The sequence below is a fragment of the Pseudomonas sp. Marseille-QA0892 genome (assembly GCF_054950135.1).
In genome coordinates this window covers 1,796,067-1,810,398 of record NZ_CM143104.1, presented here as the reverse complement: position 1 = coordinate 1,810,398, position 14,332 = coordinate 1,796,067, and the positions used below count along the sequence as shown (strand labels likewise).

16 protein-coding genes are annotated in these 14,332 nt (G+C 59.8%); 6 read left to right on the top strand and 10 right to left on the bottom strand.

Translation table 11 applies throughout. The annotated features are described in order from the left end of the window. The first annotated feature begins 49 nt into the window (after positions 1-49). Complete coding sequence (greB, locus tag ACY8D3_RS08365) at positions 50-550, top strand: transcription elongation factor GreB (RefSeq protein WP_462383286.1); 501 nt, start codon at positions 50-52, stop codon at positions 548-550. Position 551: 1 nt separating this feature from the next. Here the strand turns inward: greB and ACY8D3_RS08360 are convergent, their stop codons facing one another. Continuing rightward, a complete protein-coding gene (locus tag ACY8D3_RS08360; RefSeq protein WP_462383284.1) occupies positions 552-857 on the bottom strand; it encodes a class I SAM-dependent methyltransferase in 306 nt (101 codons plus the stop codon). A gap of 166 nt (positions 858-1,023) precedes the next feature. Here ACY8D3_RS08360 and thpR point away from each other — a divergent pair, with 166 nt between their 5' ends. The 3 genes from thpR (at position 1,024) to ACY8D3_RS08345 (ending at position 4,047) form a co-directional block, all read left to right on the top strand. Then, positions 1,024-1,542 carry an RNA 2',3'-cyclic phosphodiesterase gene (gene thpR / locus ACY8D3_RS08355; protein WP_462383282.1) on the top strand — a complete coding sequence of 173 codons (519 nt, stop codon included), beginning with the start codon at positions 1,024-1,026 and terminating at the stop codon, positions 1,540-1,542. 81 nt (positions 1,543-1,623) lie between these two features. Then, positions 1,624-2,430: a TatD family hydrolase gene (locus ACY8D3_RS08350; protein ID WP_462383280.1), complete on the top strand. Its 807-nt coding sequence runs from the start codon at positions 1,624-1,626 to the stop codon at positions 2,428-2,430. A gap of 141 nt (positions 2,431-2,571) precedes the next feature. Then, the gene (locus ACY8D3_RS08345; protein WP_462383278.1) at positions 2,572-4,047 is read left to right on the top strand and encodes a methyl-accepting chemotaxis protein; all 1,476 of its coding nucleotides are present in this window, start codon (positions 2,572-2,574) and stop codon (positions 4,045-4,047) included. Positions 4,048-4,067: 20 nt separating this feature from the next. Here ACY8D3_RS08345 and ACY8D3_RS08340 read toward each other — a convergent pair whose 3' ends face one another. The 9 genes from ACY8D3_RS08340 to ACY8D3_RS08300 form a co-directional block, all read right to left on the bottom strand. Further along, the gene (locus tag ACY8D3_RS08340; RefSeq protein WP_462383276.1) at positions 4,068-6,062 is read right to left on the bottom strand and encodes a transglutaminase TgpA family protein; all 1,995 of its coding nucleotides are present in this window, start codon (positions 6,060-6,062) and stop codon (positions 4,068-4,070) included. Continuing rightward, positions 6,059-7,027 carry a DUF58 domain-containing protein gene (locus ACY8D3_RS08335; RefSeq protein WP_462383274.1) on the bottom strand — a complete coding sequence of 323 codons (969 nt, stop codon included), beginning with the start codon at positions 7,025-7,027 and terminating at the stop codon, positions 6,059-6,061. The genes ACY8D3_RS08340 and ACY8D3_RS08335 overlap by 4 nt, the downstream gene beginning before the upstream one ends. Continuing rightward, positions 7,027-7,947 carry an AAA family ATPase gene (locus ACY8D3_RS08330; RefSeq protein ID WP_462383272.1) on the bottom strand — a complete coding sequence of 307 codons (921 nt, stop codon included), beginning with the start codon at positions 7,945-7,947 and terminating at the stop codon, positions 7,027-7,029. Before ACY8D3_RS08330 ends, ACY8D3_RS08335 begins: the two co-directional genes overlap by 1 nt. A gap of 119 nt (positions 7,948-8,066) precedes the next feature. Then, positions 8,067-8,342 (bottom strand): hypothetical protein, encoded by a 276-nt coding sequence (locus ACY8D3_RS08325; protein WP_462383270.1) that lies wholly within the window; start codon positions 8,340-8,342, stop codon positions 8,067-8,069. 81 nt (positions 8,343-8,423) lie between these two features. After that, complete coding sequence (locus ACY8D3_RS08320) at positions 8,424-9,209, bottom strand: DUF4892 domain-containing protein (RefSeq protein ID WP_462384299.1); 786 nt, start codon at positions 9,207-9,209, stop codon at positions 8,424-8,426. 152 nt (positions 9,210-9,361) lie between these two features. After that, entirely contained in the window at positions 9,362-10,222 is an 861-nt protein-coding gene (locus tag ACY8D3_RS08315) for an alpha/beta fold hydrolase (RefSeq protein ID WP_462383268.1), read from the bottom strand. 41 nt (positions 10,223-10,263) lie between these two features. Beyond that, entirely contained in the window at positions 10,264-10,713 is a 450-nt protein-coding gene (gene sixA, locus ACY8D3_RS08310; RefSeq protein ID WP_462383266.1) for a phosphohistidine phosphatase SixA, read from the bottom strand. Further along, the gene (locus tag ACY8D3_RS08305; protein WP_462383265.1) at positions 10,710-11,045 is read right to left on the bottom strand and encodes a DUF4389 domain-containing protein; all 336 of its coding nucleotides are present in this window, start codon (positions 11,043-11,045) and stop codon (positions 10,710-10,712) included. Before ACY8D3_RS08305 ends, sixA begins: the two co-directional genes overlap by 4 nt. Positions 11,046-11,103: 58 nt before the next feature. Further along, on the bottom strand, positions 11,104-12,114 hold the full coding sequence (locus tag ACY8D3_RS08300) for an NAD(P)H-dependent glycerol-3-phosphate dehydrogenase (protein ID WP_462383263.1): 1,011 nt from the start codon (positions 12,112-12,114) through the stop codon (positions 11,104-11,106). Between the two features lie 436 nt (positions 12,115-12,550). On the opposite strand from ACY8D3_RS08300, the gene fabA reads away from it, so the two are divergent. Further along, on the top strand, positions 12,551-13,066 hold the full coding sequence (gene fabA, locus ACY8D3_RS08295) for a 3-hydroxyacyl-[acyl-carrier-protein] dehydratase FabA (protein ID WP_462383261.1): 516 nt from the start codon (positions 12,551-12,553) through the stop codon (positions 13,064-13,066). A gap of 11 nt (positions 13,067-13,077) precedes the next feature. Continuing rightward, entirely contained in the window at positions 13,078-14,295 is a 1,218-nt protein-coding gene (gene fabB / locus ACY8D3_RS08290) for a beta-ketoacyl-ACP synthase I (RefSeq protein WP_462383259.1), read from the top strand. The last annotated feature ends 37 nt before the right edge of the window (positions 14,296-14,332 follow it).

The window sequence follows — 14,332 nt, the reverse complement described above, 5'->3', positions numbered from 1 at the left end:
ATCAGGAGCGCCCCTAGACTGCGGGCGCTCAACGAATCGAGATATCTCAATGAGTCGCTACCGCCCGCCTCGCCCCGCTGGGACGCCATTGATCACGCCCGAAGGCGAGGCGCGTTTACGCGCCGAGCTACATGAACTGTGGCATGTCCGCCGTCCGCAGGTTACGCAGTCGGTGAGCGAGGCTGCTGCCCAGGGTGATCGTTCGGAAAACGCCGAATATACCTATGGCAAGAAAATGCTGCGGGAAATCGACAGTCGCGTCAGGTTCCTCACCAAGCGGCTCGAAAAGCTGAAGGTAGTGAGCGAGCGCCCGTCTGATCCAAGCAAGGTGTACTTTGGCGCCTGGGTGACATTGGAGGACGAGGATGGGGAGCAAACCCGCTATCGAATCGTTGGCCCAGATGAACTGGATCTTAAGCAGGGCCTCATCAGCATCGACTCGCCTTTGGCGCGAGCACTGGTGGGCAAGGCTCTGGATGCCGAAGTAACGGTCCATACCCCGGCAGGCGAACGGATCTGCTATATCATCGACATCCAATACCCAAGCTAGCTCATCGCCTTGTGATCAATCCTTGGCGAGCCACCCGTACCAGCTCGCCAACCGTCCGCTCGACGTCGCCGGCTTCAGGTGCATGCACGACCGCAAAGTCGAAGCTGTCGCTGCCGTACGCATGCAGCTGATCAGCCGACTGGGCGAAGCGGATAAGACAATTGTGAGGGCGCGACCATCGACGTGGCCAGCCATCGATATAGCGCAGCAACGTAGGCTGATGCGCACCAACCAGCAGTATGCGCGGGTTTCGAAGGGTGAGGCTGGTGATGGGGGCCAGTCTCAGCGAAGGCAAGGGGTTGGACATTCAGATGATCTCCGCCTCTCTCGAACCGCTGGAAAGCGGTGGGAGGCATCACCGAACCAGCGCTTTAGCGGTATTTCGGATCACTCCGGCGCCCCGCAAGTAGCTGACTAAATCGGCGCTGAGGTGGCATGCTAGGCAGCGCCCTCCTTACTGTCAAGGCAACGCCATGCCGAAACGGCTGTTCTTCGGGCTACCCTGCCCGCCCGACATCGCACCGCTCGTGGAGGCGCATCAATCGGGCGTTACGCAGGGCCGAGCTACGCCGGCAGCGGACTTCCACGTTACCCTGGCGTTCCTGGGTTGCGTCCCGGATATACATCTGACTGCGCTGCAGCGCATGTGCGATGAGTTGCCCCTCCCGTCTCGCTTCCAAATCAAATTCGACATGTGCCGCTGTTGGCCCGGCGGGTTGCTGCACCTTGCACCTTCCTCTCCGCCTGACGCCCTTATACAGCTTCAAGCCACACTGGCAGGCAGACTCCAGGCACTCGGCTTCACTTTGGACGAGCGCCCCTACGCACCACATGTGACATTGGCTCGGCATGCGTCGATGCGCCAGCCGACCCGTATTCCGGCCATTTCCTGGTCCGTGTGCGACATCGTGCTGTACGAATCAATACGCGTCACAGCGCCGGCGGCACGCTACCAACCTCTGCAGACCTGGCGTCTCGAGAGCAAGGCCTAGCAGCTCAGCCGCCGCGGCGGCGGGTGGGATTTTTCGATAGACTGACCATCCTTCTAAGCCAGCCGGCATCACAGCGAATCCATGGAATTAATCGACATCGGCCTGAACCTGCTGAACGAGCAGTTCAACGAAGACCGTTCAGCGGTCGTGGACCGCGCCCGCGCCTCGGGCGTCGCGCAGATGATATTGACCGGAACGGATCGCAGGACCAGCGATGCTGCAGTGGCGTTCTGTCAGGAGGCGGATGCATCAGGGCAGACGCTTTTCTCTACGGCCGGGCTTCATCCGCACGATGCTCGCGACTGGGATCACGCGCTCGAACAGCATTTCGATACGCTCCTGCGACACGCGCGCATCAAGGCGGTGGGCGAATGCGGCCTCGACTTCAATCGTGACTTTTCGCCACGTCCTCAGCAGGAACGCGCATTCGAGGCTCAATTGGCGCTGGCCTCGCGCCACGGGCTACCCGTGTTCGTTCATGAGCGGGACGCCGCTGCCCGTGTTGAGGCTATTCTCAAAGCGCACCGCGATGCGTTGACAAGCGTTGTGGTCCATTGCTTCACAGGCGATAGGGATGCGCTGCACGCGTATCTTGATCTGGATGTTCACATCGGCATCACGGGTTGGATCTGCGATGAACGCCGTGGCAGCCATCTTCATGCACTGGTCAGGGACATCCCTGCCGGCCGGTTGATGATTGAAAGCGACGCGCCCTATCTTCTGCCTCGCTCATTACGGCCGAAACCGAAGCGTAGTCGGAATGAACCAGCCTATTTGCCTCATGTCGCGGAAACGATTGCCCACCATCGGGGCGAATCGCTGGTAGCGCTGGCAGCGCATACGACCGAGTGCGCCCGGCGTTTTTTTGCGATACCTCCAAACGCTTGATCTGTATTAAAGATTAGATTCATACGGCCGCTAACCTAATGACAGTACGAGCGGCCAGACTGAGCCAACACCAGGCTCTCGCTCCAAGCGCGCCATAGCAATTGGCTACGGTAGGCAATTCGAACAACAGCAGTGCATTTGATGGCAGGCCTGATGCGAGATATCTCACTGAAGTACAAGTTCTGGGCAGTCAATGCCGTTGCGTTTTTTACGACACTGATGCTCGTTGTTCATGCCCTGTTCCAGGAGCAGCATGGTCGTGCAGAGACCGCAGAATCCTTTGCACGCGCAGAAGCACAATCGCTTACCAGTTGGCCAAGCGGCGCACCTCTTCCTAGCAATGGGCGCTGGTTCGATCTTTCCGAGTCCGCCGCGCTGCCTGCTGATCTAAAGGTCTTGCCTGGGAGCGCTCAGGGCTGGGTAGAACTCGATTCCGAGCGCGTCTGGGGGAGTAATCCACCCGTCGGCGCAGCGGTTGCACAGCTTTCGGATGGTCGCCGCGTGGCCGTGGTGGCAAACGCGCCGAGCGTCACCGAGGTTCTCGAAGAGCGACTGCTTAGCTATGCCTTCGTTGTCTGCATACTGATGGTGCTTCTGCTCGCTGCCTCCCAGCTCCTGATCAGGTTCATTTTGAGCCATCTCAATACGTTGCGGGACGTGATGCTCGAGGTGGAGCGCAGCGGAGACCTTTCTGCACGCGTCCCGCTCGACAGTCGCGACGAGGTTGGTGAGATGGCTAAGGCCTTCAACGCCATGCAGGCCGGTTACCAGCGCATCGTACAGACCGTTGCGCAAACCGCCTCGCGCCTCGACGAGGGCGCCGCCAAGCTCGCCGCCAGCATGAAAGATGTACGTCAGGGAATGCTCGGCCAACAGAGCGAAACGGACCAGGCTGCAACCGCGATCAATGAAATGTCCGCAACCGTTCACCACATCGCGCAACACGCTGCTGACACCCGTGACCAATCTCAGTCCGCCGACGCCCTCGCGGGCGAAGGTCAGGTCGTCGTGCACCGCGTGGGCGAATCGATCTCTAACTTATCCCAGGGTGTTCAGCAAACGGCTGAAATGATCGAGCGCCTTGCGGCTGACAGCCGCAATATCAGTAGTGTGGTGAGCGTCATTCACAGCATCGCCGAGCAGACCAATCTCCTCGCGCTCAATGCCGCAATCGAGGCTGCTCGCGCTGGCGAGATGGGCCGAGGTTTCGCGGTGGTCGCCGATGAGGTCCGTAGCCTGGCGAAACGCGTCCAGGAGTCGACCGACGAGATCACCCGCATGATCGATACCCTACAGGCCGGAACGCGCGACGCCGTCGAATTCATGCAGGAAAGCTCGTTGCGCGCTGACGACTGCGTAAGACAAGCCAACGAGGCAGGCACTGCGCTCGCTAACATCACAAGCGCTGTTGCTCTGATGCGTGAGAGCAATACGCAGATCGCTGTGGCGGCGGAGCAGCAGAGCCAAGTGGCTGAGGAAATGACTCGCTCGGTCACCGGTATTCGCGACGTTACGGAGCAAACCGTCCAACAGACTTTGGCATCTGCCGCAACAAGCGGCGAGCTGGCTACGCTCGCGGGTGACCTCAACAAGGCAATCGGGCAGCTCAAGCTATGATCAGTGCGCTTGGCGGACGCTTAGCGTCGTCCGCCAAGCGCACGGCGCATTTCCTTCAAAAGGGTTATCAGTGACTCCGGTTCGCCCTGCGCCTGCGGGTCGTTGTAATGGCGTTGTTCGTACGCAAGGGCAAACAACCGTATCGGGGCGGCTGCGGCAGGTAGCTCACGAGCCGCGCGGTCCGCGAAGGTGCGGGGCCCTTCGGATGCGAGGCGCACAACACCGTGACGACGAAGCATCCTTTCATAGCTTTCGAACGCCCGCTGCTCCGCGGGCAATCGGCGTCGCCATGGTTTCAAAACCACTATGCATAGCCCTGCGAACATGAGCGCCAACCCAGCTGCAGCGACGATGATGAGTGTGAGCGTGTCCCGCTCACCGGTCAGGCGCTGAAGGAAATGGTTTTGCTGCTCTGCCTGATAACCCAGGACCCACCGTTGCCAGCCGTAATTAACGGCGTCCCATTCCATGCGCAGCGTGTTCATCCAGCCCAGGTGCCGATAGTGGAGCGGCGAAAACGGCGTGTTTTCCAGGAAACTACGCTCGTTTGCGACAGCATCCTCAAGACCCCGCTCGATACGTTCAGGCGCCACCTGGAAGGTTGGGTCGATACGTTTCCAGCCCGAGGCGTCGGTCCAGAACTCAACCCAGGCGTGGGCATCGAACTGGCGGACCTGCACGTATCCCGCTGCCTGATTGAACTCCCCTCCCTGATACCCCACGACCACACGGGCTGGGATGCCCGCGGCGCGTAATACGAAGGCGGTAGCGCCAGCATAATGCTCACAGAAGCCCCGACGTGTGTCGAAAAGGAATCCATCGATCGCGTTCCGCTCCAGTACAGGCGGCCGCAGCGTATAGACATAGGGTTGCTCGCGGAAATGCCTTAATACCGCGTCGACCAACGCGTTGTCGTCGGAGTACTGCGCCCGTAGTTGCGAAGCCCATGATCGGGCCCTGGGTTCGCCTTCGGTTGGCAAGTGTGTGCTTCGCACAACAGCCCTACTTGCCTGGTCTGGCTCCATTACGCCTGAAGGCCACGATGTCATCCTGTAGAGCAACGTGCGGTCAACAGGTCGAGGATGCTCCACTCGAAAATCTTCGAACAGCCTGCCATCGGATGACTCGGGTGCTGCCACATCGAGCACGAAGAGCCACGGTTTCGCGCTTCGCTCCATGATGACGTTGTAATGTATCGCCAGCCCCTCTCGCTCCCATACTGGTGGTGGCGAAGCCATATCCGACGGAGTGCGTGACCACCGCCTGCCGTCGAATTGATCGAGCGTCAGCGCCCGCCAATACAGCTTGCTTCGGTGCGGCGGCGGCGTCTCGAAGTTGGCTCGGAAAGCCAGCTCGCCTGACTGACTGAGTTCTGCGATCTCACCCGGCGCCATGCTGTCGGACAGTCCGGTTACCCCTTTATTGCTCGGCTGTGGCAGAGACCAGAGCGGCCCCAGGCGAGGAAAAAACAGAAACAGCACAAGCATGAGTGGAACGGCCTGGGCCAACAATGTGAGCGACAACTTCAGGGGGCCCTTGATTCGGCCTGAAAAACCGCTGTGTTGGAGCCCTACCAGCGCAGAGAGCAAAGCAATCGTGGGAAGCAAGCTGATGGCGGCCGTGGCGATTTCGCTATCGAAGAGGTAGCGCGTGAGGACTGCAAAGAAGCCGAGGTAGATGACCACGAGTGCATCGCGGCGTGATTTCATTTCAACGAGCTTGAGGACAAACGCGGATATCAACAGCACCACTGCGGCATCCAGCCCGACCAGCCCTCCACGCGACAGGTACACACCCGCGATCGTCCCTCCCATGAGAAATGCCTTGATCCAGCCATTCGGATAGCGGGCACGCATGCGATACATCTGGATGCGCCAGATCGCACAGCCGACCCAGAGCAACGAGACCCAGAGCGGCAGGTAGGCCAGGTGCGGGAGTATCACAAGGAACTGGGCGACCAGCAGCCAGGTCAGGCTTGTCCGCGGTATGGTTGCGTTCAAACCATACCGGCTCATGCGGGCGCTCCGTAAAGCGCAAGGGCCTCAAGGCAGGATGCCCGATGGGCCTCTCCCTGCCCCGGCGCCACGTGCATGCCCGGAAGGCTGAGCGAAAAGGCCTGGCCGCGCTCGGAAAGGTTCAGTACGGCATGGCATAACAGCGACAACCGCGCCTCGACGGGGCCATCCATTACATCGAAGTCGAGCGCAAGCTCCTGGCCAGCCGCTGAGGTGAAATCCTTCACCATCAAGCCCTGCCCTCGCGAATACGCTTTCCAGTGCAAACGACGCTTCGGGTCACCGGGCTGGTAGACCCGCAAGCCCTGATAATCGTCCACTCCAGATACGCTGGCAGGTGTGTGTTCGCCAGGCTGCACCTCACTATCAACCCTTTGCGCCAAGGGAAGTTGACCTTCCATTGGCCGAGGGTAGACGAGAACCGATTGATCCAGATCCACCCAGCTCCACGCTTGTATCAGACCAAGCGGAAATCGGCTTTCGACGCGCAGTCGCCCCGGATGTAGCCGGCCCCTTTGCCGCGCTTCGAGAGGAATATTGACGGCTGCCAACACATCGGACTCGACGTCCACCCATTGGGCGGACTCGGGCAGCGCCTGCCAACCCAACGATACCGCGTGCCGCGTACGGCCGAGCCCATCGAGACGAACGCCGAAGGTGGCCTCTTCGCCGAGGAAGACCGCTGGAGTAGAAGCAGCGCTCAATGTGAGGCCTACGAGATTGCGATAGGTATGCAAGACCGAGACGAATACGACAGCGGCCAGCAGGAACGTAAGGGCATAAGCCAGGCTGTTCTGGTAGTTGATGGCAGCCAAGAGCATCACTACCAACACGGCAGCGAAACCAACCCCCTGTAGTGTCGGCAGGATATAGATGCGGCGTTGCGTAAGCCTCGTTGGATTGGCGGGCTGCAGACGCTTGGCCAGCCAGCGGTCCCAGCCACGGCGCCGGTTAGGGCGCCGCATCAAAGCGCAGGAACTTCAGTCAGCAGCCAGCGAACCAGGCTGCCATTGCCCTGGGCCATCCCCTGCTCCGACCGCTCTCGAAGACGATGCCCAGCTACCGCGGGAAGCACGGCCTGAACATCCTCTGGAATTACATAATCGCGGCCCTCCAGCATTGCCCAGGCCCGTGCAGCGGCCAGCAGCGCGAGACTTGCTCGGGGGGAAAGCCCGAGGGCGAATTGCGGCTGGGTGCGCGTTGCATCCACCAGACGCAGCACGTAGTCGATCAACGCATCGCTTGCCCGGATGCCGGGTACGCGCGCCTGCAATGAGATCAACGCGTCTCGGTCAAGAACCGTATTCAGACGGGGCATCAGGTCTCGCCGCGATTCGCCCAGCAGCAAGGCGCGCTCTGCTGCTTTTGCCGGATAACCCAGCGACAGCCTCATGAGGAAACGATCGAGCTGGGAGTCCGGAAGCGCGAACGTACCACCCGACGAAATGGGATTTTGTGTAGCGATTACGAAGAACGGTTCAGGCAAGGGGCGCGTGGCGCCCTCAATGGTCACCTGGCCCTCTTCCATCGCTTCGAGCAGCGCACTCTGGCTCTTGGGCGTTGCGCGATTGATTTCATCCGCGAGGATCAACTCTGCGAATATCGGGCCCGGGTGAAAGACGAATTGGCTGGTGTTTCGGTCGAAGATGGATGTGCCAAGGATGTCGCCAGGCAATAGGTCCGACGTGAACTGGATACGCTGAAAGCCCAGACCCATCACCTTCGCCAGCGCGTGGCTCAGCGTGGTCTTGCCCATCCCGGGCAGGTCTTCGATGAGCAAATGCCCTTTGGCCAGTATGCACGTCAAAGCTAATCTGACTTGCTGATCCTTGCCTAGCAGTACTTCATTGACGGCCTGAAGGCAGTCGCTCAGCCTGGTCCGCATCCAACTCTCCTTTTGTCGGCGCGGCTGATGCTAATGCACCTTGGCCTGACGGCAAAGCAGCGGAAACGTTTGGAATGAAAACTGACCGACCACACCGCGCATGTGGCCGGTCGTCGCGCTCATCGGCCCGCCCGGGACTCCTTGAGATAGAAGCGCGCGCGTTTAGCCTTGTTCACGCACCCCTGAAAACCTTCGAACTGCTGTTGCGTCTTTGCCGCGCTCAGCAACGTGATCGCTTTGGAGTAGCTGACCGTACCGGCAAACCCTTCGGCTTCGGCCAGGCTCTGCTCTTTCCATCCTGCATCAAGCTCGGCCGCGCAATTGTCGCGGTATGCGGTCTTGCCGGCGCAACCTGCCAACACTGCCATGGAGACTAAAGCGATCAACGCCCTCATGATTCAGCACCTCGGTTCGGGATCAATACGCAGTTCGACTGTTGCATGCGATCGAAGTGCCGGCATGCCAAGCGATGCGGCTCATCGGATCACACGCACTTCCAGGCCGGGCGCGTCGCCGTCTGAATCATCGACTTCGATCCTGCCCTGCCTGATGCCATTCGAAACGAGCATCTCTCGCCAAGCCGCTGCTTGGGGGCCATTGAGCACGACGCGCAATGTACTGTCCATCCTCAATGCCCGGGTCACCAGCGCCGACCAATCAGCACCATCAGGTCCAGCCGTTTCGGGCAAGACCAACTTACGGTCTTCCCGAAGCTGCCTTAGCAGCGTCGCCGGGTTCGGTAGTAGCTCAGCTATCGGCTCAGCGGGGGTCAGTTGTTCGACCTGAAGGTACGCCTGACGATTTCCGCGGGTAATGGAATACAGCGCTACCAGCCTGTCACGCTCACCAGGCGCCTCCAGTCGCAAGATTGCGTAGGCCTGGCCATCATCGGGTCCATAAAGAGAGGAACGACCAAATACGGTATTGGCCCAGAGGCTGCTCGATCCGCAATCGCGCGCGACGCACCAGTAGAGTAGCTGGCCCCCTTTTGACAGCAACGTCTCTCGGGCATATTCGAAACTGTCAGTGGCGCGGTACTCGGAGGGAACCCGATAGGTAATGCTGTTTAGCCCCCCCTGAGCAATGACCTCCCCTTCGTAGCGAAGCTGACCGCCTATGCGCCGGATCGGACCAAGGGGATAGCGCTTCTCTTCGTTTTCCACGTTGCGGTAGTCGACGATCTCGGAATGCTGGAAGCGCGGCAGGATATCCAGATCCTTGCCCCCAGCCTTGTCGGCCGCATTCGAAGCCGCCACTGCCATGCACAAGGACAAACCGACCACGCATGCAAGCCTGCCAGATGTGCCCCCAGAATGCCGATCGCGGCGTTCCGTTCGCCGTGCGGTGTTGAAACCACCGGTCATAAGTATCTCCTTGCTCAATCGGCTCAGCGTCACGGCTGAGCGATATCAAGTCAAGGAATGGCAAAAAGTCCTTTGAAACAGTCTGCTACGGCCTGCGCTCCTGCGTCGTCGTCGAGATGCAGATGATGTCCCCCAGCAACGTGCTCTACCGTGACTGGCAGCCGCTCTAACAGTGCATCCAAACCCGGAAAATCCTGCCGGATGCCATCCTGTGCGGCGACCAATACCGCCGGACACCGAATGCCCTTGGCGAAAGCGATTCCCTGCTCAAGCGTCATTCTGATAGGCGTGGGCAGTGTCAGCGCCGAATCGCTTCGCCAGACATAACCGCCACCCTCCGCGTCCATCAACCCCCGCTTAACCAGCAACTCGGCTGCTTCCCGGCTTACCGCACGATGCCCAGCCATACGTGCTTCGATCGCCGCCTCGGCGTCGGGGTAGATCGATTTGCCCTTCCCCGGCGCGATGCGGCGGCGCAATGCCAGGCCCAGGCGCTCCGGAGCGGACTCCGGCTTGTCGAAGAGAGGTAGCATGCCATCGATCAACGCGACTCGTTCGACCCGCTCCGGGCTTGCCGCGGCGAGGAGTGTCGATACAATCGCACCCAGCGAATGGCCGAGCAACGAGAACCGCTCCCAGCCGAGCGCATCAGCGACCATCAGGGTATCAATCACGTAATCGCTCAAGTGGTATTCGCAGCCCCGTGGGCGATGGCCCGACAGGCCGTGCCCAGCGAAATCCAGCGCGATGATGCGGAGCCCTGGCATACGAAGCGCAAGCTTGCTGAACGTCGCGGCATTGTCCAGCCAGCCATGTAGCGCAAGCACGGGTGGGCCGTTATGGGGCCCATAGGCGAGCGCGGCCAGTTCAATATGCGGTAGGTTGATCGTAAGCGCTTCAGGAGCCTGCATCGTTATTGTTGTCTCTCGGCAAGCGATAGAGCGTGGCGAGCTTAATGGATAGCGCGTAGCGCCATGCTGCCCGCAAGGACGAGTTCAGCCTCCAACTCTACCAGTGCCGCCGTGCTCAATGGAAAGGCACGGTCGGTCGATCCATAGACGAGCAGGCTGCACAACGTGCCGAGAAGGGGCTGATGTGCAATCAGTAGCAAGTCGCCGCTATCCGGAGCCTCGAGATGGCTGAACGTTTCATCAACCGGCGTATCCGGTGTCAGCCAGGACACGGTAGTCATCTGGACGTCGTGTTTCAGGGCATCCTGCACGATGTGCGCAGTCTCCTGCGCGCGGACATACGGGCTCACAAGTATTCGTCCCAGTCGCTGCTGCGCCAGCTTCGCCGACACGGCCCTGACCTGATCCTGTCCGTATTGCGTCAGTCTACGGTTCTGGTCGCGATCGGCCTGGGCTTCTGCCTCCCCGTGTCGGAGCAGCCATAGCTTCATGGCGTCACCTTCGGGACATCCTGCGGTGCGGCCGAGGCCGCCGCGGCTGGAGCCGATCCTTTAGTCGTTTGCGGCCAGTCCGCAAAGGGCCAAGGCTTGTCGTCGGTCTGGAATGTGCCGAATCGGCCAATCTGGGCAAGGTAGCTGGCTAGGCTACCGCCAAAGCTCATCAACGCCAGATTGGGCGCCCCACGGATGATACGGATGACTAGCTGGGCAAGGGCAACACCGAGCAAAAGAAGCTCTGCCGCTTGCCAAACCAAGAAAAACAACAGCATCCAGATGATGCGAAGTATGAGTCCTTCGCGGGCAAGCTTTTCGCCTGCGTTCATGGTATTCCTCCAACAGGCTCAACGGCCTGCTTCGACATGAGAATCAGAGCCACGTGGGTCATGGCAGAAAATCAACATCCGTCTTCGGCTCAGCGGTCATCAATGCCTCGATGACCTGCGAGAGCGTCCGCCCTTCGAATACGACTGCGTGGAGACCGGCAACAAGCGGCATGTATACGCCTGTTTCATCCGACTTCACTTTAAGGACCTTCAACGTATTCACACCCTCGGCGACTTCGCCGAGGCGACTTACAGCCTCGTCCAGCGAGAGCCCTTCACCCAGCGCGTACCCGACCTGGTAATTACGGCTTTTGCTCGAAGAACAGGTCACCATGAGATCGCCGACGCCGGCCAGCCCAATGAAGGTTGATGGATTGGCCCCCATCGTCACAGCGAAACGCGTCATCTCGGCGAGGGCCCGTGTAATCAGCATCGCGCGGGTGTTCTCACCCATGCCCAGGGCCGACGCCATCCCGGCAATAATGGCATATACGTTCTTCAGCGCTCCGCCCAACTCGGCGCCCAAACGGTCCGTGCTCGCATAGACTCGAAACGTGCGCCCATGAAGCACTGCCTGTACTTTGTCGCAGAGCGCTTCATCCTCACTTGCTACCACAGTCGCAGTGAGCGCCTTCTCTGCTATTTCCCTTGCCAGGTTCGGCCCGGAAATGACACCGATATGTGCCTTGGGCGCAATCTGCTCGATAATCTGGCTCATGAGCATAAAGGTCTCGGCCTCGATCCCCTTCGTCGTACTGACCAGATACTTGCCCGCAAGCTGCTCGGCTACCGGTGACAAGACCTTGCGCAGGGCGCTTGACGGGAGCACAACGAAGATAAGGTCCGTGCTGGATACTGTACCGAAGAGATCCGTCGTTGGATTAACGGCGGGGTGGACATCTATATCCTTTAGATAGCGCGGGTTGCGGCGGTGGAGGCGAATTGCCTCGGCCTGCTCTCCGTCACGCATCCAGAGCTTTACGTGGTGGCCGTTTTCGGCCAGCAGATTTGCAAGTGCAGTGCCGAAGCTTCCGCCACCGAGCACGGCAATAGGTTGTTGTGATGTCATGCGTCATCCGATTGGCCGACAGGCTTGTGCGACTATTATAAGGCCCCCGGCAGGACCCACCACCCGGGTCCTGTGTCGAACTTATGCCCTGCCGCGCCGTTCTCGGCGTAATTTTGACTTTTTATCGTTCAGATGCTGCCCGGAACCAGCCATTTCCGGCTATGCTGGCGGCCTTTTTTCCAGGGCCTATGTGTTCGACCGATGTGCCGGTCGGCAAACAACACTTGGAAATACGAGCCAAGATGTCCATTATCCCGCGCCGAAACCGAAATCAGGTGATTTCGAGGTGCAGCGCCCAGACGTTCATGGCGGGAAAGTTACCGCTGTGACCTGAATCACTATAAGACAGTCTATGACTAGGCTGACGGCGCCGGCTTTGCCTTTCGCTAGCACCGTAAATATGGGTTCCCTGCCAAGGGGTTATTGAGGAGCACGCATGACCAAACAGAACGCCTTTTCCCGGGAAGACCTGCTGCGCTGCAGTCGCGGCGAGCTATTCGGCCCGGGTAATGCGCAACTGCCCGCCCCCAACATGTTGATGATGGACCGCATCACACATATCAGCGACGTCGGCGGAAAGTATGGCAAGGGCGAAATCGTGGCCGAGCTCGATATCCATCCGGACCTTTGGTTCTTCGGCTGCCACTTCGAAGGCGATCCTGTCATGCCGGGGTGCCTTGGCCTGGACGCGATGTGGCAGCTGGTAGGTTTCTACCTTGGCTGGCAGGGCAACCCTGGCCGCGGCCGTGCCCTGGGCTCCGGCGAGGTCAAGTTCTTCGGTCAGGTTCTGCCCACGGCCAAGAAAGTTACCTATAACATTCACATCAAACGCACGATCAACCGCTCCCTCGTCCTCGGCATCGCCGACGGCAATGTCGCCGTGGACGGACGTGAGATCTATAGTGCAGAAGGGCTGCGCGTCGGCCTCTTCACTTCCACAGACAGTTTCTGAAGGACTCTTCAATGCGTCGCGTCGTGATCACCGGCCTGGGCATCGTTTCCTGCCTGGGTAATGACCAAGAAGCCGTTTCCAAAAGCCTGCGCGAAAGCAAGCCGGGGATTCGCTTCAACCCGAGCTATGCCGAGATGGGTATGCGTAGCCATGTATCCGGCTCCGTTGACTTGAACCTGGAAGAACTGATCGACCGCAAGCTGTTCCGCTTCATGGGTGATGCGGCAGCGTATGCCTACCTCTCCATGCAGCAGGCTATCGCGGACTCGGGCCTGACGCCCGAGCAGGTCTCTAACACACGTACCGGCCTGATTGCTGGCTCTGGTGGTGCGTCGACCTTCAATCAGATGGAAGCGATCGACACCCTGCGTGAAAAAGGCGTGAAGCGCGTTGGCCCCTACCGGGTAACCCGCACCATGGGCAGCACGGTTTCGGCCTGCCTCGCCACGCCCTTCCAGATCAAGGGTATCAACTACTCGATCTCCTCGGCTTGTGCGACCAGCGCGCACTGCATCGGTAACGCTGTCGAGCAGATCCAGCTGGGCAAACAGGATGTCGTTTTCGCCGGTGGTGGCGAAGAAGAGCACTGGAGCCAGAGCTGCCTATTCGATGCCATGGGCGCACTGTCCACGCAGTACAACGAGACGCCTGAAAAGGCTTCACGTGCCTATGACGCCAAGCGAGACGGGTTCGTTATCGCCGGTGGCGGCGGTATGGTCGTCGTGGAAGAGCTTGAGCACGCCCTTGCTCGTGGCGCCAAGATTTATGCTGAGATTGTCGGCTACGGCGCAACGTCCGACGGCTACGACATGGTCGCGCCGAGCGGTGAGGGTGCGCTGCGTTGCATGCAGCAGGCGATGGAGAACGTAGACACGCCCATCGACTACCTGAATACCCACGGAACCTCTACGCCAGTGGGCGACGTAGCCGAAATGAAAGCCGTACGTAACATGTTCGGCGAGAAGGTCCCTGCGATCAGCTCCACGAAGAGCCTGTCGGGTCACTCGCTCGGTGCGGCCGGCGTACAGGAGGCGATCTACTGCCTGCTGATGATGCAAGGCAACTTCATGGCCGGCTCTGCGAACATCGACGAGCTGGATCCCGAAGTCGCCGACATGCCGATCCTGCGAGAAACCCGTGAGAACGCGACGCTGAATACCGTGATGAGCAATAGCTTCGGCTTCGGTGGCACCAATGCCACGCTCGTGCTGAAGCGCTATCAGGCTTAAGCCAGTCAGCTCGCGATGGAAGAAAAAAGGCGCTGAA